Origin of the sequence: Mobilicoccus pelagius NBRC 104925 (assembly GCF_000247995.1) — a bacterium.
GTDB classification, from domain to species: Bacteria; Actinomycetota; Actinomycetes; order Actinomycetales; family Dermatophilaceae; genus Mobilicoccus; species Mobilicoccus pelagius.
In genome coordinates, this window is sequence record NZ_BAFE01000089.1 from 140210 (window position 1) to 160265 (window position 20056).

The 20056-nt window shown below is 73.7% G+C and carries 15 protein-coding genes, 1 pseudogene and 1 riboswitch; of the genes and pseudogenes, 10 read left to right on the top strand and 6 right to left on the bottom strand.

Annotated features, from left to right (window positions below; translation table 11 throughout):
• Positions 1-43 precede the first annotated feature (43 nt).
• Positions 44-667 (bottom strand): cob(I)yrinic acid a,c-diamide adenosyltransferase, encoded by a 624-nt coding sequence (gene cobO, locus MOPEL_RS13150; protein ID WP_009483360.1) that lies wholly within the window; start codon positions 665-667, stop codon positions 44-46.
• 351 nt (positions 668-1018) lie between these two features.
• Between cobO and MOPEL_RS16160 the strand changes: the two genes are divergently transcribed.
• Positions 1019-2044 carry a methyl-accepting chemotaxis protein gene (locus MOPEL_RS16160; RefSeq protein WP_009483362.1) on the top strand — a complete coding sequence of 342 codons (1026 nt, stop codon included), beginning with the start codon at positions 1019-1021 and terminating at the stop codon, positions 2042-2044.
• Complete coding sequence (locus tag MOPEL_RS16165; RefSeq protein WP_009483363.1) at positions 2041-2661, top strand: methyl-accepting chemotaxis protein; 621 nt, start codon at positions 2041-2043, stop codon at positions 2659-2661. The genes MOPEL_RS16160 and MOPEL_RS16165 overlap by 4 nt, the downstream gene beginning before the upstream one ends.
• A gap of 16 nt (positions 2662-2677) precedes the next feature.
• Here MOPEL_RS16165 and mmuM read toward each other — a convergent pair whose 3' ends face one another.
• From mmuM to cobN, 3 genes are all read right to left on the bottom strand, one after another.
• Positions 2678-3616 carry a homocysteine S-methyltransferase gene (gene mmuM / locus MOPEL_RS13165; RefSeq protein WP_040634536.1) on the bottom strand — a complete coding sequence of 313 codons (939 nt, stop codon included), beginning with the start codon at positions 3614-3616 and terminating at the stop codon, positions 2678-2680.
• A 1172-nt stretch (positions 3617-4788) separates the two neighbouring features.
• Positions 4789-7014, bottom strand: a complete 2226-nt coding sequence (locus MOPEL_RS13170; RefSeq protein WP_009483365.1) for a magnesium chelatase subunit D family protein — start codon at positions 7012-7014, stop codon at positions 4789-4791.
• Complete coding sequence (cobN, locus tag MOPEL_RS13175) at positions 7011-10973, bottom strand: cobaltochelatase subunit CobN (protein ID WP_009483366.1); 3963 nt, start codon at positions 10971-10973, stop codon at positions 7011-7013. Before cobN ends, MOPEL_RS13170 begins: the two co-directional genes overlap by 4 nt.
• A 50-nt stretch (positions 10974-11023) precedes the next feature.
• Positions 11024-11102: riboswitch (cobalamin riboswitch) on the bottom strand.
• A 535-nt stretch (positions 11103-11637) separates the two neighbouring features.
• Here cobN and MOPEL_RS19030 point away from each other — a divergent pair.
• A pseudogene (locus tag MOPEL_RS19030) lies at positions 11638-11892 on the top strand (EamA family transporter); the annotation flags it as partial.
• A gap of 284 nt (positions 11893-12176) precedes the next feature.
• On the opposite strand, the gene MOPEL_RS13180 reads toward MOPEL_RS19030, so the two are convergent.
• On the bottom strand, positions 12177-12737 hold the full coding sequence (locus MOPEL_RS13180) for a TetR/AcrR family transcriptional regulator (protein ID WP_009483367.1): 561 nt from the start codon (positions 12735-12737) through the stop codon (positions 12177-12179).
• A gap of 124 nt (positions 12738-12861) precedes the next feature.
• On the opposite strand from MOPEL_RS13180, the gene MOPEL_RS13185 reads away from it, so the two are divergent.
• From MOPEL_RS13185 to MOPEL_RS16170, 7 genes are all read left to right on the top strand, one after another.
• Complete coding sequence (locus tag MOPEL_RS13185; protein ID WP_009483368.1) at positions 12862-13815, top strand: alpha/beta fold hydrolase; 954 nt, start codon at positions 12862-12864, stop codon at positions 13813-13815.
• 70 nt (positions 13816-13885) lie between these two features.
• On the top strand, positions 13886-14662 hold the full coding sequence (locus MOPEL_RS13190) for a phosphatase PAP2 family protein (protein WP_141631350.1): 777 nt from the start codon (positions 13886-13888) through the stop codon (positions 14660-14662).
• Positions 14663-14768: 106 nt separating this feature from the next.
• Positions 14769-16061: a ferredoxin-like domain-containing protein gene (locus tag MOPEL_RS13195; RefSeq protein ID WP_009483370.1), complete on the top strand. Its 1293-nt coding sequence runs from the start codon at positions 14769-14771 to the stop codon at positions 16059-16061.
• A 75-nt stretch (positions 16062-16136) separates the two neighbouring features.
• Positions 16137-16763: a precorrin-8X methylmutase gene (locus MOPEL_RS13200; RefSeq protein ID WP_009483371.1), complete on the top strand. Its 627-nt coding sequence runs from the start codon at positions 16137-16139 to the stop codon at positions 16761-16763.
• Between the two features lie 53 nt (positions 16764-16816).
• Positions 16817-18550: a precorrin-3B C(17)-methyltransferase gene (cobJ, locus tag MOPEL_RS13205; RefSeq protein ID WP_009483372.1), complete on the top strand. Its 1734-nt coding sequence runs from the start codon at positions 16817-16819 to the stop codon at positions 18548-18550.
• A gap of 10 nt (positions 18551-18560) precedes the next feature.
• On the top strand, positions 18561-18971 hold the full coding sequence (locus MOPEL_RS13210) for an RbsD/FucU domain-containing protein (protein WP_009483373.1): 411 nt from the start codon (positions 18561-18563) through the stop codon (positions 18969-18971).
• Positions 18964-19620 (top strand): GNAT family N-acetyltransferase, encoded by a 657-nt coding sequence (locus MOPEL_RS16170; protein ID WP_009483374.1) that lies wholly within the window; start codon positions 18964-18966, stop codon positions 19618-19620. The genes MOPEL_RS13210 and MOPEL_RS16170 overlap by 8 nt, the downstream gene beginning before the upstream one ends.
• A 120-nt stretch (positions 19621-19740) precedes the next feature.
• Here the strand turns inward: MOPEL_RS16170 and MOPEL_RS13220 are convergent, their stop codons facing one another.
• Positions 19741-20043, bottom strand: a complete 303-nt coding sequence (locus MOPEL_RS13220; RefSeq protein WP_009483375.1) for a PIN domain-containing protein — start codon at positions 20041-20043, stop codon at positions 19741-19743.
• Positions 20044-20056: the final 13 nt, after the last annotated feature.

The window sequence follows — 20056 nt, forward strand, 5'->3', positions numbered from 1 at the left end:
ACTCCTGTGCCGTGCGGGCGGGGCGGACGGACGTGCGCGCCGCTCACCACTCGATGCCGCGCTGCCCCTTCTGGCCGGCGTCCATGGGGTGCTTGATCTTCGTCATCTCGGTGACGAGGTCGGCGACCTCGATGAGACGCGGGTCGGCGTCGCGGCCGGTGATGACGACGTGCTGGCGCCCCGGGCGGTCGCGCAGGGTGGCGACGACGTCGTCGACGTCGACCCAGCCCCACTTCATCGGGTAGGCGAACTCGTCGAGGACGTAGAGGTCGTGCCGTTCCCCGGCGAGGCGACGCTTGATCTCCTCCCACCCCTCACGGGCGTCGGCGGCGTGGCGGGCCTCGGTGTCCTCGCCCTCGCTGCTCCGCGTCCAGCTCCAGCCGGAGCCCATCTTGTGCCACTCGACGGGGCCGCCCTCGCCGGTCTCCTCGTGGAGCTGCCCGAGGCGCGTGAGGACGCTCTCCTCCCCCACCTTCCACTTCGCCGACTTGACGAACTGAAAGACACCGATGTCCCAGCCCTGGTTCCAGCCGCGCAGCGCGAGCCCGAACGCGGCGGTCGACTTGCCCTTCCCCCGGCCCGTGTGGACGGCGAGGACGGCGCGGTTGCGTCGCTGACGGGTCGTGAGTCCGTCCTCGGGGACGACGGTGGGCTTTCCCTGGGGCATGGGTTCTCCTCGTGGACGACGATCGGTCGGTGACGAGACGGGGCCGTCTCGTCCGGCCGACGTTAGCGCCCGACGCAGGGCGGGGCCAGGAGTCCGACCCCGTACACGGACGCGGAGCCGACGCCCCGTCGGGGCCGGGCACCGGCGTCCGGAGCGTGGAACGGGACCGACGGCGGGCCGAACGACACGAGGTGCGGTGCGGGGTGCGCGGGACGACGCGGGGCGTGCTCGACATGGGGTGCGTCCACTCGCCCCGACCCGCGGCCCTCCCCCGTGCGGCACAACCACTCACGACGGGCACCCCGCGACCGATAGGACGGCGTCCCTCCCGTCCGCGAAAGAAGACCGCGCATGTCGACCGCCCTGCCCGGCGCCCCGTCCCGCACGTCCCGGCGGGGTGTCCTCCGCCAGATCCTCACGGTGGGGCTCCTCGGACTCCTCGCGGCTGTCATCGTCGGCGCCGTCGCCGTCGTCAACGTGAGCCGCATGCGCGAGGCGAACACGCAGCTCGCGACGCTCGAGAAGCTCGGCGACGAGGTCCAGGACCTGCGGTTCGGCAACTCCGACACGAACGGCTGGCAGGGGTTCTACGCGTGGGACACGCGCAAGCTCGGCCCCGTCGAGGCCGTCGAGGGCGGGCCCGACACCAACCGTGAGGGATTCGTCGAGGCCGCCAAGGCGACGACCGCCCTCTTCGACGGCATCGACACCACGGCGATGACCGCCGAGGAGAAGACGCTCCTCACGGAGATGCGGACGAACTGGGACGCCTACCTCGCCGGGGACGACGAGGCCGTCGCCGCGTTCCGCACCGGCACGCCCGCCGGCCTCGAGAAGGGCACGAAGATCATCGACGAGGGCGTCTGCGTGACGACCTACGACGCGATCGACACCGCCGGTCGGAAACTCGGGGACTCCGTCGCCTCCCGCATCGAGGGCCAACGGGAAATCGTCGCCGACCGCGCCCGCGACACGGTCGCCGCCGTCGTCCTCACGCTCCTCCTCTTCACCGCGCTCGCGATCTTCGCCGCCGTCCGCGTCGCCACCCGCCTCATCCGCCGCATCCGCGCCGCGCAGACGAGCATCGAGGCGCTCGGCATCGGTGACCTCACCGTCCCGTGCGAGAGCGGCACCTCCGACGAGATCGACGCGATCGCCGCCGCCATCGAACGCGCCCGCGTCTCCATGCGTGACGTCATCGCCGCCGTGCAGGACGCGAGCACCCGTGTCGGCGAGTCGTCCTCGGGCCTCTCCGCCGTCGCCGACCGTCTCGGCACGTCGTCGAACACGACGCGCCGACGCCTCGAGGAGATCGCCGGGTCGACCACCGAGGTCACGCACTCCGTGACACCGTCGCCACCGCAACCGAGGAGATGAGCGCCTCCATCCGCGCCATCGCCGACAACGCCCACCAGGCCGCACAGGTCGCCGGGAACGCCGTCGAGGTCGCCGGCCGCACGAACGCGACCGTCGGCAAGCTCGGCACCTCGAGCGCCGAGATCGGGAACGTGATCGCCGTCATCGGTCAGATCGCCGGCCAGACCAACCTCCTCGCGCTCAACGCGACGATCGAGTCCGCCCGGGCCGGTGAGGCCGGCAAGGGCTTCGCCGTCGTCGCGAACGAGGTCAAGGATCTCGCGCAGGAGACGAGCACCGCCACCGAGGACATCACCGAACGCATCGGCGCCATCCAGGCCGACACCGACGACGCGGTGAGCGCCCTCGCCGAGATCGGTGAGGTCATCGGCACGATCGACGACACCCAGCGCATGATCGCCGCCGCCGTCGAGCAGCAGAACGCGACGACGAACGAGATGGGCGCGAACGCCGTCGCCGCCGCGGGCCTCACCGCCGCCATCGTCGAGCAGGTCGCGGCCGCGGTCGCCTCGTCCGCCGAGACCGACGCCGCCGCGGAGACCACCGCGCAGACCTCCGCCGAGCTCTCCGCCCGCGCCTCCGACCTCCAGGACGTCGTCCGCCGCTTCGTGCTCTGACTCGGCGTCGGGGAGGTCAGTTCACCCGTGTGCTCTTAGTGACCGCCCGGGCCAGCGCGGCGATGCGGTCCGGGCCGACGCGGCAGCACCCACCGACGATGCGGGCGCCGGCCTCGACCCAGCCGGGCGCGAGGGCGGCGAGGTCGGTCCCCGTACCGGTCCACGTGCGGGCACGGGCGTCCCAGCCCTCCCCGCTGTTGGGATAGACGACGGCGGGTCGGCCGCGGCCGGCCGTCGCGACGGCGTCGAGGACGGCCTCCACGTCACGCGGCGCGCAGCAGTTCGCGCCGATCGCGACGACCTCGCCGGTGTCGGCCGCCGCGGCGACGGCGTCGGCGAGGGGTTGTCCCGCGCGGGTCCGACCCGCCTCGACGGTGCAGCTCACCCACCCCGGCACGCCGGCCGCCCCGAGCAGGTCGGTGAGGGCGACCACCTCGTCGACGTCCGGGATCGTCTCGAGGGCGAGGAGATCCGCCCCGCCGTCGGCAACCTCCCCGGCGAGGACGTCGACGCGACGCGCGTGGAACTCGCGCAGGTCGGCGACGGTGAGACCGTAGCGGCCGCGGTACTCCGACCCGTCGGCGAGCATCGCCCCGTAGGGCCCGACGGACGCGGCGACCAGCGCCCGGGTGCCGCCGTCGGCGACGTGCCGGTCGACGGCCTCGCGCGCGAGATCCACCGAGCGGCGCAGGAATTGCGTCGTCTCGTCGGCGTCCATGCCGGCGGCGGCGAATCCCTCGTCGGTGGCCTGGTAGCTCGCGGTCGTGACGATCCGCGCCCCCGCCCGCAGGAAGTGGAGGTGGGCCTCGACGATCGCCTCCGGGTCGTCGTGGAGCAACCGGGCCGACCACAACGCGTCGATGAGGTCGTGTCCCATCGCCTCGAGCTGCGTCGCGAGTCCCCCGTCTGCGACCCACACCTCGCCCCCGAGCAGGTCGACCGGGCGTGACGTCATGCTGCCGACCGTACGCCCCACCCCGCGCATCCTCGGCGTTTCACGTCGACCCCGACGAGCTCGGCACCACCGGTTCGACCCTCGCCACTCTGGGCGGAGACGAGCGTGCGCTGCGGCCCACAATGCTCGTCGGAGCCGACCCGCGGGTGGAGGCCGCCGTCGCCGCGCTGCTGCCGACGTGGACGCCGGAACTCGAGCGTGGGGCCGTTCCCTCTCCGCCCTCGGCAGGGCGGTCTCGCAGGCGGGCGGCGCGATCGCCGCGGTGGACGGGCAGCAGGCCACCTCCTGGTCCGTCCTTTCGGTGCCGACCCGACGTCCGCTGCCATGGCCCGTGTCGCCACGACGTTCACCGCCGTCGCCGGGGCATTGCGCGCTCACGGCACACGTCTGCAGCAGCATCACGCCGAGATGGCCTCGGTGCTCCCCCGGGCTCGGCCTCACCGCCAACGTCCTGGCGGTCGCCGACGTCGTCAACGACGCCGCCGAGCGCCTGCAGATCGTCGCGGCGCGCGGCACCGGCGGCGCCTCCCCCGTGGATCCCAATCGGCTTCGCGCCGTCCGTCGGACGTACCGGCAGGCCGGGGTGCCGGGCGATGTGGCCGGCGCCGCGAGGAACCTCCTCTCGAGCGGATGGGGCGCACGCATGGGCGCCACCGCCCCCGGGATGGATGTGCTCCGGTCTTGTCACCGCCGACCGCGCCGGCAGCCGCGCGGTGCAGTCCCTCACAGGTCGCCTCCCCGCTCTGTCCGACCTCCCCGCACGGCTCGTGGACAAGCCCCTCGGCCCTCCCCTCGCGCGCATCACACGCGTCGCGAACAAGGCCGCACCCCGGTTCGGAGTCGTCACCTCCGGGCTCGAGCAGTGGACGAAGGACTCCGCCAACCCGACCAGCCCCCTCGGCGACAGGATCGGCCGGACCGTGCCACGTGCGGGGAGCGGCGATGGGGCCGGTGACGTTCACGCGCGCCCCTCTGCGCTCCGCGCCGGGCCGATCTCCGGACGGCACGGTCGGCCGGGGGAGAGGCGCTCAGGGGTTGCTCGTCGAGCGCCGCGGGGACAGCGGGGACTCCGCTCCTGGGAGGACGCACGTCCCTCGGGTGAGCGCCCACGGTCCGATGGCGTCAGGTGCTCTCCCGGACACCGGACGGGGGGCGCGCGGCCGCGTGAACGGTCAGGCCGTGCGGGCGGGGAGGAGTTGGGCGCCGAGTTCGGGGAGGTCGACGTACTCCGCGTGGAGGTGCCCGGCCAGCTCACGGGCCAGGCCGAGGCGGAACCCCGCGCGGGAGGACTCGCAGTCGACGACGACGCACCCGAACGCCCCCGTGCGGGCGGCGTCCTCGGCGATCCCGTCGGCGACCCGATGAGCGCGCGGGAGGGCGGTACGGCCCCCCGCGCTCGCCCGGCCGTCGGTGAGGACGACGAGGAGCGCACGCCGATGCGGATCCCGCACGCGCTCGCGGCGGATCACCTCGCAGGCACTCGTGAGGCCCTCCGCCAGCGGCGTCCGCCCACCGGTGGGAACGTCGGCGAGAAGCCGCTGCGCGAGGTCGACGCTGCTCGTCGGCGGAAGGACGACACGCGCCTCCCGTCTGGCGAACGTCACCACCGCGACCTTGTCGCGCCGCTGGTACGCGTCGAGGAGGAGGGAGACGCACGCGGTCTTCACCTGCCGGATGCGCTCGGCGGCACCCATCGACCCCGAGGTGTCGACCGCGAAGACGACGAGATTCCCCTCCTTGCCTCGTCGCACGCTTCGTCGCAGGTCAGAGGGCTGCACCTCGACTCGGGATCGAGGGTCCCCGATGGCATCGAATCCTTCAACGTCATCGTGAGGGTGAGGGAAGAACTGGGTGATCGCGCCGGTCCGGCCGCGTGGTGGACCGTGGCTCCAGACGTCCTCCGACGAGGACTCCCCCGGTATGGCGTCGTCTGTGGCGTGACGCGTCACGGCGGCGAGCACCGTCGCGGCAGGGGCGAGACCGCGCCCGCGGGGGTCGCTCGGGCCGACGGCGCGGACGTGGCGTCCGGTCGCGACGTCGGCCGAGGACCGGCGGCCGGCGACACCGGCACCCGCGTGCGGGAGGGCGAAGAGCCGGGTCCGGTACGGACGATCCGGGCGCGTCCCCTGCGTCCCGCCCTGCGCCGGGGGCGAGGGTGGGCGAGGGGCGTCGGGGTCGGGCGTCTCCGGCGGGTCGGGCAGATCCGCCGGAGGCTCGGGCTCCCGTGTCGTCTCGGACGGCGTCGCGGCGTCGTCGGACGGAGGCTCGGAGGGATCGGGCGAGCCGCCGCCGTCGGGGCCGTCGGGGTCGTCGTCGGGGCCGTCGGGGTCGTCGTCCGGCCCGTCGTCGGGACCGCGCGGGTCCTCCGGTGGCTCGGGCGGCTCCTCCCCCAGGGTCTCGTCGAGGATGTCCTCGAGGTCGTCGGCCCCCTGGTCGTCGAAAGGACTCCGGCGGCGCCGGTGCGGCAGGGCGAGGCGGGCCGCGACGCGGACGTCCTCTCTCGTCACGCGGGTGCGTCCGCACCAGGCGGCATGGGCGCAGGCGGTGCGGGCGGTGACGAGGTCACCGCGCATGCCGTCGACGTCGAACTCGGCGCAGATCGTCGAGATCTGCCGCACGGCCTCGTCGGTGAGTTCGACGTGGGTCAGCAGCTCCTCGGCCCGGGCGACCCGCCCGGCGAGCGTGCGCTGCTTCGCGGCGTACCGGGTGGCGAACCCGGCGGGGTCGGCCTCGAACGCGAGACGACGCCGGACGACCTCGACACGCGTGTCGACGTCGCGGCTCGCGGCCACGTCGACGGCGAGCCCGAACCGGTCGAGGAGCTGGGGGCGCAGTTCGCCCTCCTCGGGGTTCATCGTGCCGACGAGCACGAACCGCGCCGCGTGGGTGACCGACACGCCCTCACGTTCGACTCGAGCTCGACCCATGGCGGCGGAGTCGAGGAGGGTGTCGACGAGGTGGTCGGGCAGGAGGTTGACCTCGTCGACGTAGAGGATGCCGCGGTTGGCCTGGGCGAGCAGACCGGGCTCGAACTCGACCTGGCTGCTCGCGAGCAGTTCCCGCAGGTGGAGCGAGCCGACGACGCGGTCCTCGCTCGCCCCGACGGGGAGCTCGACGAGCCGCACCGGACGCTCGTGGCCGGTGCCCCGGTGCCGGTCGGCGTCGGGGCAGTCGGGGTCGGGCGCGACCGGGTCGCAGGCGAACCGGCATCCGTCGAGGACCTCGATGGGAGGGAGGACGTCGGCGAGGGCACGCACCATCGTCGACTTCGCCGTGCCCTTCTCGCCGCGCACGAGGACGCCGCCGATGCCGGGCGCGACGGCGGACAGGCACAGGGCGAGCCCCATGTCGTCCATACCGACGACGGCGGAGAACGGGAAGGTCGTCTCGCTGCTCATCGGCGCTCCTCCCCCGCGGCGTCGGTGCGGCGGCGGCGCGGCGGGGGCTCCTCGTCCTCCTCGTCGCCTTCCAGGTCGCCCTCGGCGTCGAGATACGCCTGCGTGAGCTCGGCGAGCACCTCGGGATCGGGCTCGGCCCACATCTTGCGATCGACGGCCTCGAGCAGGCGTTCGGTCATACCGTGCAGGGCCCAGGGGTTGGACTGGGCCAGGAAGTCGCGGTTGACGGGGTCGAGGACGTACTCACGCGTGAGGCGCTCGTACATCCAGTCGGCGACGACGTTGGTCGTGGCGTCGTAGCCGAACAGGTAGTCGACGGTCGCGGCCATCTCGAACGCGCCCTTGTAGCCGTGCTCGCGCATCGCCTCCATCCACTTGGGGTTGACGACGCGGGCGCGGAACACCCGCGACGTCTCCTCGAGGAGCGTGCGGGTGGCGACGAGCTCGGGGCGGGTGGAGTCGCCGATGTACGCCTCGGGGTCGGAGCCCGTGAGGTGCCGGACCGCGGCGACCATGCCGCCGTGGTACTGGAAGTAGTCGTCGGAGTCGGCGATGTCGTGCTCGCGGGTGTCGACGTTCTTGGCGGCGACGCGGATGCGCTTGTACGTGCGTTCCATCGTCTCCCGTGCGGGGACGCCGTCGAGGTCGCGCCCGTAGGCGTAGCCGCCCCACACGCTGTACACCTCGGCCAGGTCGGCGTCGGTGCGCCAGTCGCGGGAGTCGATGAGCTGCAGCAGCCCGGCGCCGTACGTGCCCGGCTTGGATCCGAACACGCGGGTGCGAGCGGCGCGCTCGTCGACGCCGGCGGCCTTGTCGGCCTCGACGTGGGCGCGCACGTAGTTGTCGGACTCGGCCTCGTCCTGCGCGGCGGCGAGCGCGACGGCGTCGTCGAGCAGGGCCGTGGCGTGCGGGAACGCGTCGCGGAAGAAGCCCGAGATGCGCAGCGTGACGTCGACGCGGGGGCGGCCGAGCTCGGCGAGCGGGACGACCTCGAGGTCCTTGACGCGGCGCGAGGCGTCGTCCCACACGGGCCGGATGCCCATGAGCGCGAGCGCCTCGGCGATGTCGTCGCCGGCGGTGCGCATGGCGGACGTGCCCCACAGCGACAGGCCGACGTTGGCGGGCGGCTCGCCGTGGTCGGCGACGTACCGCTCGACGAGGGAGTCGGCGAGGGCCCGGCCGGTCTCGTAGGCGAGGCGGCTGGGGATGGCGCGCGGGTCGACGGAGTAGAAGTTGCGCCCGGTGGGGAGCACGTTGACGAGCCCGCGCAGCGGGGAGCCCGAGGGGCCCGGCGGCACGAACCCGCCGTCGAGGGCGTGCAGCAGGCGGTCGATCTCGTCCGTCGTCGCGGCGAGGCGGGGCACGATCTCGGTGGCGGCGAAGGTGAGGATCGCGGCGACCTTGTCGGTGTCGAGGCTCGCCCCGACCCCGGCCTCGCCGCGCACCCCGGCGGCGACGAGCTCGTGGGCGCGGGCGGCGACGTCGGCGACGGCGTCGGTCGCCCAGTCGGCGGCCTCCATCGCCTCGACGAGCCCGCGGGCGGCGGCCTCGACGTCGTCGGTGGCCTGGCGTTCCTTGTGGCCCTCGTCGAGACCGAGGGCCTCGCGCAGGCCGGGAAGGGCGTGCTCGCCGCCCCAGATCTGCGCGGCCTGCAGCATGGCGAGGACGAGGTTGACCCGCGCCTCCCCGGTCGGCGCCTGGCCGAGCACGTGGAGGCCGCCGCGGATCTGGACGTCCTTGATCTCGCAGAGCCACCCGTCGACGTGGAGCACGAAGTCGTCGAAGAAGTCGGTGTCGTCGAGCTTGTCGTCCAGGGCCCGCTCGCCGGTGAGGCCGAGGTCGTGGTCGAGGCGGGCGGCCTGGATGAGGGTCCAGATCTGCTGGCGCACTGCGGGCGCCTTGCCCGGATCCATGACGCTGACCTGCGCGTACTCGTCGAGCAGCTGCTCGAGCTTGGCGATGTCGCCGTAGGAGTCGGCGCGGGTCATCGGCGGCACGAGGTGGTCGACGAGGGTGGCGTGGGCCCGGCGCTTGGCCTGGGTGCCCTCGCCGGGGTCGTTGACGAGGAACGGGTAGATCAGCGGCAGGTTGCCGAGGACGGCGTCGGGGCCGCACGTGGCCGCCATCGCCGTGGACTTGCCGGGCAGCCATTCGAGGTTGCCGTGCTTGCCGAGGTGGACGACGGCGTGCGCGCCGAACCCGCCCTCTTCGACGGGGGCCTCGAGCCAGCGGTATGCGGCGAGGTAGTGATGGCTGGGCGCCATGTCGGGGTCGTGGTAGATCGCGATGGGGTTCTCGCCGAAGCCGCGGGGCGGCTGGATCATGACGACGACGTTGCCCGCCTGCACCCCTGCCATGATGAGCGACTTGCCGGGCTTGCCGCCCCGGCGCTGCGCGGTGTGCTCGTCGACGTAGAGCTCGCCGGGCGCGGGGCCCCACGCCTCCTCGACGAGCTCGCGCAGCTCCGGCTCCAGTCGGGAGTACCACGTCTCGTAGAGGTCGGCGGGCACGCGCAGCGGGTTGTGCGCGAGCTGCTCCTCGGTGAGCCACGCCTGGTCGTAGCCACCGGTGGCGATGAGCGCGTGGATGAGGTCGTCGCCGTCGCCCGACTCGACGCCGGGCAGCGAGCCCTCGCCCGCGAGCGGGCCGATGTCGTAACCGGACTCGGCGAGGCGGTGCAGCAGTCGGATCGCGCTCGCGGGGGTGTCGAGGCCGACGGCGTTGCCGATGCGGGCGTGCTTGGTGGGGTAGGCCGACAGGACGATCGCGAGGCGACGCTCCGCGGGCGGGGTCGAGCGCAGGCGGCCGTAGGAGACGGCGATGCCCGCCACGCGTGCCGCCCGCTCGGGGTCGGGCACGTAGTGCGGCAGGCCGTCGGCGTCGATCTCCTTGAACGAGAACGGCACCGAGATGATCCGCCCGTCGAACTCGGGCACGGCGACCTGGGTGGCGCAATCGAGCGGGGTGACGCCGTCGTCGCTGTCCAGCCACTCCTGGCGGGACGAGCCGAGGACGAGCCCCTGGATGATCGGCACGTCGAGGGAGGCGAGCGCGCCCGCGTCCCAGGCGTCCTCGCTGCCGCCGGCCTGCGCGGCCGAGGGCACGGTGCCACCCGCGGCGAGCACGGTGGTGACGACGGCGTCGGCGCGGCGCAGCGTCGCCATGAGGTCGGCGTCGGGCTCGCGCAGGGAGGTGACGTACAGCGGCATGGGGCGCCCACCCGCGGCCTCGATCGCGTCGGAGAGGGCGTGGACGAACGCGGTGTTCCCGCTCATGTGGTGCGCGCGGTAGTAGAGGACGGCGACGACGGGGCGGGTGTCGGCGGCACTGGCAACATCGCCCTGCCCGGCGCCGTCGGTCTCGGACCAGGCCCGGCACGACGGCTCGCCGCACAGGGGACGCTCCGCGGCGGGCCGGGCGAGGCACGTGCCGGTGCAGCCGAGGGAGCCCCACGCGGGCGCGGCCTGCGGCGCGGCGAACCCGTGACCGGTGAGGAGGACGGTGTCGGAGAGGAACGCCCCGAGCTGCGCGACGTTGGCGGCGCCGCCGTGCGCGAGGTAGGCGTGGGCCTGCGTCGCGACCCCGACGGGCACGGTCGAGGCGGCCATGAGCTCGGCGTCGGGCGCCTGCTCACCGGTGAGGACGACGACGGGGCGGGTCTGCTCGGGCGCGAGGAGCAGGTCGAGGCCGTCCTCCCACGCGCGGCGCCCACCGAGGAGCCGGACGACGACGAGGTCGACCCCGTCGAGGAGTTCGTCGAGCTGGGCTGCGAGGTGCGCGCGGCGGGAGGCGGCCTGGGCGGCCTCGTCCCCCTCGTCGACGCCGAGGTGCAGGCGGTCGAGCTTGACGGGGTTGGCGTAGCGCCACTCGATCGCCGCGGCTCCCTCGCCGGTGGCGAGGTCGTTGGCGGCGCGCGCGCTGAGCAGGTCGGTGTCGGAGGTCGACAGCAGGAGGAACATCGTGGCCTCTCTCGGGGTCCGCGCCCCGCGGGGTCGTAACGGGCGACCGGAGTTCCTGACTCCCCCGCGCCGCGCGTCGCGGGCCGGGGTCACAGTGGCGGGACCGTGCCGGGCTCTCACCGGCTTCCTCCGCTGTGCCGTCCGTCGGATTCGACGGGCCCGTCGTCGGACCCGCGCACGAGGCTAACAGCGACCACCGGCGACGTCCGCCCCCTGTGATCTGCCGGGCGGCACCGAGGGGCCGGGATCACGACGGTGGCCGCACCCGGGGCCGCTCGAGGCCTACCCGACAGCCCCTCGCCCTGTGCGCATCACGCCCGCCCACTCCGAACGACGACCGAAAGTCACGCACCCCGCCCGGCACCCCAGGTCACCGCATCCACCGTGCCCACCGGCCACAGTTCTGGTCGTCACTCGCGCCGGTCGTCCCGTCGTCGGCGGGCGCCGGGCCGGTCCGGATCCCCGTGCCGCCCCGCGGCGCGGCGATTCTCGTCCTCGTGACCGCATCCTCGAGGCGCCCGTCTCAGGCCGGTGTCGCTGCGGCGCTCGGTGCCGCCGTGTTGTTCGGGGCGGGCACCCCGGCGTCGAAGACGTTGTTGGGCGGGGTGGGTCCGTGGTTGCTCGCGGGCATCCTGTACACGTCGTCCGGGCTGGCGCTGTGGGGATGTCGCCGGTGGCGCGGGGCCCCTGCCTGCGTCTGGCTCGCCGCGACCAGGGCGCGGTCGCCGGTGCCGTGGTCGCGGGCGGGGTGGTGGGGCCGGCGCTGCTTCTCCTCGACCTGTCGCGCATGCCCGCCTCGGAGGCGTCGCTGCTGCTCAACGCCGAGGGGATCTTCACGGCGCTCCTGGCCTGGGTCGTGTTCCGGGAGAGCACGGATCGGCGCATCGTCGCGGGCTTCGTCCTCATCGCGGCGGGTGCGATCGTCCTCACCACGTCACCGAGCGGCACGACCACGAGCACACGCACGAGCGGCTCACCCACAGCCACGCCCACCGTCACGACGACGACCATCACGTCCACGACCACTCCCCCGGGATCTGCGTCACCGTCCTCCCCGACGGACGCCACGTCCACGAACACACCCACGCACCCCTCACCCACCGCCACCCCCACTACCCCGATGCCCACCACCGGCACGCGCACTGAGTCCGGGAGTCCGGCGGCGGCAGGGCCCCGACGGGCTCCCTCGACGCGGCGCGCGCGTCAGTCCGCCCAGGCGTCGTCGATCACCGCGAGGGCGTCGGCCGCAGTGAGGTCGCCGACCAGCACGCGCGAAGCCAGTCCGTCCGCGAGAGCGATGAGGCGACGTGCGCGCACACGGCAGATGGCCTCCGGCTCCCCGGTGTCGGCGACGAGCAGCCGTGTGACGGCGCCCTCCTGCCCCCGCTTGGCCTCGCCGAGGATCTCCGCGAGCACGGGGTCTGCGACGGACGCGGCGAGGTAGGAGAGCCAGATCGTCGTTCCCCGCCGCTGGTCCGGGGCGACGGGGACGACATGCGTGACGAGGAGGCGCGCCGTGGATGCGTCCACGGCGCCGGTGCCCGTCTCGGGCGGCGCGTAGCTCGCCGCGGCCCCGCCGATCATCGCCCGGGCGCTCTCCCGGACGAGGTCGGCACGGCTGCCGAAGTGGTGCTGGATGCGCCCGACCGACACTCCTGCGGCGCGGGCGACGCTCCGCATCGAGACACCGTCGAGGCCCGACTCGGCGATGACGGCCCAGACCCCGTGGACGATGTCGGTGCGGCTGGTGCTGTCCCTTGTCACACTCACACCCTAGCAATACAGTCGTATCGTGAAAGCAATACGTCCGCACCGGCCCACGCCCCCTCCCGAGGGCAGGGAACCCAGAGCTCGCCGCAGCGGCCCGATGGTCAGGACGGGCGTCGCCGTGGCTCTCGCTCTCGCGCTCGGAGTGGCCCTCGGAGGCGCGTTCCGCGGCGGCGACGGCGTGGGTTCCTGGCGTTCGGTCGAGGGCCGAGCGGCCTATCTCGTCGCCTACGAGGAGGCCATGCGGTCCCTGCCGCGTCCCGACACCGTCGAGGACGTCGCCACCTCCTACGGGACCGCTCGTCTCTACGGCTGGCGGCGCACCGATCGGTCGGGACCGACCGACCCCATCCCCGTGGTCCTCCTCCCCGGGATGAGATCGGGGACGCCGATGTGGGCCGACCAGGTTCGTGAACTGCGGCGACACCGCGACGTGTACGCCCTCGACGCGGTGGGGGACGCAGGGCTCTCGACACAGTCCGTCCCCCTGCGAGAGCAGGTCGAGCAAGCGGCCTGGATCGAGGATGCTCTCGCTGGGGCGTCGCTTCCTCGCGTCCACGTCGTCGGGCACTCCTTCGGAGGGGCCCTCGCGGCGGCGCATGCGAGCCGTCACCCGGAACGGGTGGCGAGCCTGACCCTCCTCGAGCCCGCGTTCACCCTGGCGTATCCGGCTCCGGCGACGTTCGTGTGGGCGACCGTGGCGTCCCTGCCCGGCGTTCCCGCGACGTGGCGGGAGCACGCGCTCGCGCAGATCGGCGGGGTCGACGTGGCCGAGGTCCGCACGGACGATCCACTCGGCCGCATGATCGCCCTGGCCACCGAGCACTACGACGGTCACGCACCGACACCGACGCCCCTGTCGGAGAAGGCGATTCGTGGCCTGACGATGCCGGTGTACGTCGCCCTCGCCGAACGCGACTCCCTCGCGGGTGGCACCCGCGCCGCCGACCGCGCCCGTACCCTCCCCCACGGCCTCGTCGAGACGTGGGCGCACACCACCCACTCGCTCCCGATGCAGACCGGCCCGGCCCTCACCGACCGCCTCGACGCCTGGTGGCGCACGCTCGGTTCCTGACGTGGCGACCGGCCACGGAGAGCGTCATCGCCTCATCGGACTTTCAGGTGTGGCACCGACAATGGCGGGCATGACCGTTCCCCAGGCCGCCGATGCCGCGCGTCGGGCGAGGATTCCCGCCCACGTGACGTTCTTCCTCGTCGTGGCCGCGTTGCTCGCGGTGGCGGCGTTCGCGACGCATTCGGCGGTGGAGGTGTACGAGGCCGTCGCGGCCGGTGACGGGATCGAGGCCATCGACCAGCCGGTGCTGCACGCGGCCGTGGACGCCCGGGGTCCGGGATGGACCGACGTCGCCGTCGCACTCACCGGCATGGCCGGGCGGATCGGCACACCGCTGCTCGGCGTCGTCGCCCTCGTCCTCTTCACGTGGCATCGGCGTGACTGGACCCCGACCGTCCTCCTCCTCACCGGCCTGCTCGGCTCGCTGTGCCTCACCGTCGTCGGCAAGCGCATCACCGACCGCGTCCGTCCCCCGCGGGAGTTCATGCTGCCGCCGTACGAGACGTCCCCGTCCTTCCCGAGCGGACACACGTTGAACACGACGGTGCTCGCCGTCCTCGTCGCCTACCTCGCGGTCATCACCGCGCGCCACGTGATCGCGCGCTGGGCGACGATCGGTCTGTGCACGGCGGACCCGATGTGCGTGGGCCTGAGCCGGGTCTACCTCGGCGCGCACTGGGCGACGGACGTCCTCGCCGGTCTGCTCGTCGGGGCGGCGTGGGCATGCTCCGTCGTCCTCGCCCACCGCATCTGGGTGCAGGTGCGCCACCGGGAGAAGCACGCCGTCGACCCCGCCGGCCCCCACGAGGGCGGGCCGGGCGCGACGGCGGTGACGACGACCCCCTGACGTCGAGGGGTGCGTGGGGCCGCCCTATCGTCCGGACCCGAACGAAGGTCCCGACGTGGACGCGGAGCCGGGACGCCCGCCGGTACGTCCCAGTAGGCTCGGCGACGTGACGAGCACCGACCCGCCCACCCGTGTCAGCGGCGACCGATGCCCGGGAGCGATCCGCCTGCATCCCGCGGCCGACGGGGGCCTCGCCCGTATGAGAGTGCCCGGCGGTCTTCTCGCCGCCGCGCAGGTCGACGTCCTCGCCGACGCCGCGCACCGGCTCGGCCACGACGCGATCCACCTCACCGCCCGCGGCAACGTCGAGATCCGGGGCCTCTCCGAGGCGGGCGGTGCCGAACTCGGCACGCTCCTCGCCGATGCGGGAGTCCTCCCCTCGACGACGCACGAACGCGTCCGCAACGTCGTCGTCAGCCCCACCGCCGGTCTCGACGGGGAGGGTCACACGCACGGCCTCGTCGACGTCGTCCGCGCCCTCGACGCCCTCCTCCTCGACACGCCCCGAGCCGCCGACCTGTCCGGCCGGTTCCTCTTCGGTCTCGACGACGGCCGCGGCGACGTGCTCGCCCTCGCCCCCGACGTCGCCGCCCGGTGGGTCTCCCCCGACTCCGCGGAGATCGTCGTCGGCGGCATGCCCGTCCTCGTCGCTGCCGCGCAGGACGTGCCCCGCGCGCTCGTCACCGCGGCGTGCGCGTTCCTCGACGCCCGCGACGCGGCCGGGGAGACGGGCTGGCGCCTCGCCGAACTGCGGTCGTCCGACGACGTCGTCACCGCGATCGTCGACGCGCTCGTCGGTGCCGGCGCGGCGGGGATCCCCGACGACGGATTCACTCCCGCGCCCGTCCACGACGGCACGCCCGTCCCGCCCGGGCCGGTCGGTGAGCACGCCGCCCACCTCGTCCTGCCTCTCGGCGAGGCGCCCGCCACGACGTGGGCCGCACTCGCCGACGTGGCGCGCCGGGGCGACGAGCTGGTCCGCACCACCCCGTGGCGCAGCGTCCTCCTCGCCGGTCTCGACACCGCCGAACGCGACGCCCTCCTGGGCCGCGCCGCCGAGCTCGGTCTCGTCGTCGACCCCGCCGACCCGGCCGTCGGCGCGAGCGCGTGCACGGGCCTGCCCGGATGCGAGAAGTCGCGTGCCGACGTGCGGGGCGACCTCCGCGCGGCGCTCGAGACGTTCCGCGCGGCCGACCTCGACCCCACGCCGCAGGACGAACGCCTCCCCCTCCACGTGAGCGGCTGCGACCGACGCTGCGGCCACCCGCGACGCGCGCACCTCGAGGCCGTCGCCGGCGCCGACGAGTACGCCACCGGTCACGCCGACGGATCCCCCGCGACCGGCGCACCACTTCCGCAGGGGCAGGACGACCTCGGTAGCCTCCTCGCCGCCCGCTGACCGACCACCACAGGCCCCCCGCCCGGCCGACACCCCGCCGACACCCCCTGCCGACGACCACGACAAGGACGAGACGTGTACGACTACATCACCGACGGCGCCGAGATCTACCGCCGCTCCTTCGCGACGATCCGCGCCGAGGCCGACCTCGCCCGGTTCACGCCCGACGAGGAGCGCGTCGCGGTCCGCATGATCCACGCCGCCGGTGAGGTCGACCTCGCCGAGGACATCGTGTTCTCCCCCGGAGCCACCGACGCCGCGCAGGCCGCGCTGCGGGCGGGCGCGCCGATCCTCTGTGACGTCAACATGGTCGCGAGCGGCGTGACCCGCAAGCGCCTCCCGGCCGACAACGAGGTGATCTGCCTCCTGCGCAACCCTGGCGTCGCCGAGCTCGCCCGCGAGATCGGCAACACGCGCACCGCCGCCGCCGTGCAGATGTGGGGCGAACGCATCGACGGCGCCGTCCTCGCGTTCGGCAACGCCCCCACGGCCCTCTTCCACCTCCTCGACCTGCTCCACGACTCGCCGTGGCGGCCCGCGGTCGTCCTCGGTATCCCCGTCGGGTTCATCGGCGCCGCCGAGTCGAAGGAGGCGCTCGTCGAGAACGACCTCGGCCTCGAGTACATCACCGTCCGCGGCCGCCGCGGCGGTTCCGCGATCACGTGCGGCGCCCTCAACGCCCTCGCCTCCCCGGCCGAGTGACCGACCCCATGCCCGATCCCGCCCACCCCTCGCCCCACGAATCGAGTGTCCCCATGAGCGCCCCCGCCCCCGCCACCACGACCGGTCGTCTCCTCGGTGTCGGTGTCGGCCCGGGTGACCCGCGGCTGCTCACGATCGCCGCGGTCGACGCGATCCGCACGGCCGACGTCGTCGCCTACCACCGCGGCACGAAGGGCCCGTCGAACGCTCGGGGCATCGTCGCGGAGTACCTCCGTGAGGGCCAGATCGAGGAGGTCCTCCAATACCCCGTGACGACGGGCACGACCGACCACCCTGGCGGCTACCGCGGCGCGATGGACGACTTCTACACCGAGGCCGCCTCCCGCCTCGCCGCCCACCTCGACGTGGGCCGCACCGTCGCGCTCCTCGCCGAGGGCGACCCGTTCATGTACAGCTCCTACCAGCACATGCACGAACGTCTCGCCGACCGCTATCCGACGACCGTCATCCCCGGCATCAGCTCCGTCACGGCGAGCGGTGCCGCGCTCGGGCGCCCCCTGGTGGAGGACACCGAACTCCTCACGGTCGTCCCCGGCACGCTGCCGCAGGACCGTCTCGTCGAGGTGCTCCGTTCCACCGACTGCGCCGTGGTCATGAAGCTCGGCCGCACCTTCGGCGCCGTGCGTCAGGCGATCGAGGAGGCCGGTCGCCTCGACGACGCCTGGTACGCCGAACGCGTCTCCATGGGCGAGCGTCAGCACGTCATGCCGCTGCACGAGGTCGACCCCGAACAGGTGCCGTACTTCTCCCTCGCCGTGATCCCGAGCCGCGTCGGCGCGGCGCCGTGGATGCCGAGCGCCGCACGCGCCGAAGGGGATTCCGCGACGACCACTCCCGCCGTCAGCGCGGCGGCCACGGAGAACACGGCGTCCACGTCGGCGCCGTCGCCGTCACCGTCGACCGAGGCCGGAACGCCCGCCGAGGGCGGATACGTCGAGGTCATCGGGCTCGGCCCGGCCGGGGACGAGTGGCGCACACCGCAGGCGCAGGAGGCACTCGCCCGGGCGACGGACATCGTCGGCTACACGACGTACGTGAGTCGCGTGCCCGAGCGCCCCGGTCTCGTCAAGCACGACAGCGACAACAAGGTCGAGTCCGAGCGGGCCGAGTTCGCCCTCGATCTCGCGATGCGCGGCCACCGGGTCGTCGTCGTGAGCTCGGGCGATGCGGGCGTGTTCGGCATGGCGACGGCGGTCCTCGAGGTTGCCGGCGAGGAGCGGTACTCCCGCGTCCCGGTGCGGGTCGTGCCGGGCATGACCGCCTCGCACGCGGTCGCCTCGGTCGTCGGTGCGCCGCTCGGCCACGACTACGCGACGATCTCGCTGTCCGACCGGCTCAAGCCGTTCGACGTCGTCCGGGAGCGGGTGCAGGCCGCGGCCCGGGCCGACCTCGTCATCGCGATGTACAACCCGGCGAGCAAGGAGCGGCGCAGCCAGGTCGCGCAGATCCGCGAGGACCTCCTCGCGATCCACGCGCCCGAGACGCCGGTGATCGTCGCCCGCGCCGTCGGCGACCCCGAGGGTCAGCGCGTCACCGTGACGACCCTCGACGACCTCGACCCGGAGGTCGTCGACATGCGCACGATGCTCGTCGTCGGGTCGAGCCAGACCCGTGTCGACCACCGCCACGGCGGTGCGGGCTCCGTCGGCGCCGCGGCTCCCGACGGTGGCGAACTCGTCGCGTGGACGCCGCGCCGCTACCCCGAGGCCACGACGCCCACCTCCGACGCCGACCCGGCACTCACCTCCGACTCCCCCACGGCCTGAAGGATTCCCGATGCTCCGTCACATCCCGTCCGTCCTGTCCCCCGACCTCGTCAAGGCCCTCATGGAGATGGGTGAGGGCGACGAGATCGTCCTCGGCGAGGCCGGCCTGCCCGCGCACAGCGTCCACCCGCAGGTGCTCCGCGCCGACGGCGTCGAGATCGTCGATCTCCTCGCGGCCGTCCTCGAGCTCATGCCGCTCGACATGACCTCCGACGAGCAGGTCATCCTCCTCGGCGACGACGACGGCAACCCACCGCCGAGCTGGGAGCGGTACGAGCCGCTGTTCGCGGGCGACGTCGAGGTCGCGGCCCTGCCCCGGGCGGGCTTCTACGAGAACATGGTCGGCGCGGCGGTCGTCGTCGTCACCGGCACCCGCGAGCGCGGCAGCAGCATCGTGCTCCGCAAGGGCGCTCTTGACTGAACGGTCACCGGGCACCGCGGCCGGGCGTCTCGGCGCCCCGGTCGTGCCGATCGTCGAGGAGGGCGAGCTCCACGCGGCCGTCGCCGCGACGACCGGCCCGTTCGACGCCGGCGCGGGGATCGTGCTGCGTCCCCTGACGTCCGCCGACGTCGACGCGGTGACGACGTGGCGGTCCCTCCCGGAGGTCGCCCGGTACACGTCGCGGCCACCGCTCGACCGGGCGGCGACGGCACGGTTCCTCCAGGAGCGGCTGGCCGATCCGGCGGCGCTGTGGTTCCTCGTCGAGCGCGACGGCCGACCCGTGGGCGAGGTCGCGGGTCGACTCACCCCGACCAAGTCGATCGTGGGCCCCACCCACTGGTGGGAGTGCTCGCTCGCGTACACGCTGCACCCCGACGTGTGGGGCGCGGGCGTCGCGACCCGCGCGGGCCGCGCCTTCTGCGACGTCATGTTCACGCACCTGCCGGTGCATCGCATGACGGCGGTGTGCTTCGCCCAGCACGGCGCCTCGGCCCGCGTGCTCACGAAGATCGGATTCCGGCAGGAGGGCCACGCCTCACGTGTCGTCCTGGCCTGGGACGGCACGTGGTGGGACGACCTCCACTTCGCCCTGCTCCGCGAGGAGTGGACGACGCCCTCGACGGCGTGAGCAGCCGCCCCGTGACTCCCCTGCTCAGGCGGAGCGTGGAGCGCGCCGTGGTGGTGACCCCCGCGGAATCGATGGGCGCTCCTCAGAGCGAGGGCGGGACGTATTCCTGTCGCAGGGCACTCACTCGGCGATGTGCACGAAGTCGTGGTCGGCGCTGAGCACTGTGGCGTCGTTCGCGATGGCATACCCCGCGATGAGGATGTCGATGGCGCCGGCGGCACGGACCAGACCTGTCTTCCACAGCGCGGACTGCATGTCGAGAACGAGCGATTCCTCCGGCGCCCGTTCGAGTGGGAACCCCATCGAGATGCGTCGCCGGTACTCGTCGCACTCCTGCGGATCGCGTGCGGCACGGCAGAACTCGAGCACCTGCGGTGGGCAGGTGACGAGATAGTCGGCCGGCGAGCGCTTGATACGTCGCAACCGGTCGGCGACC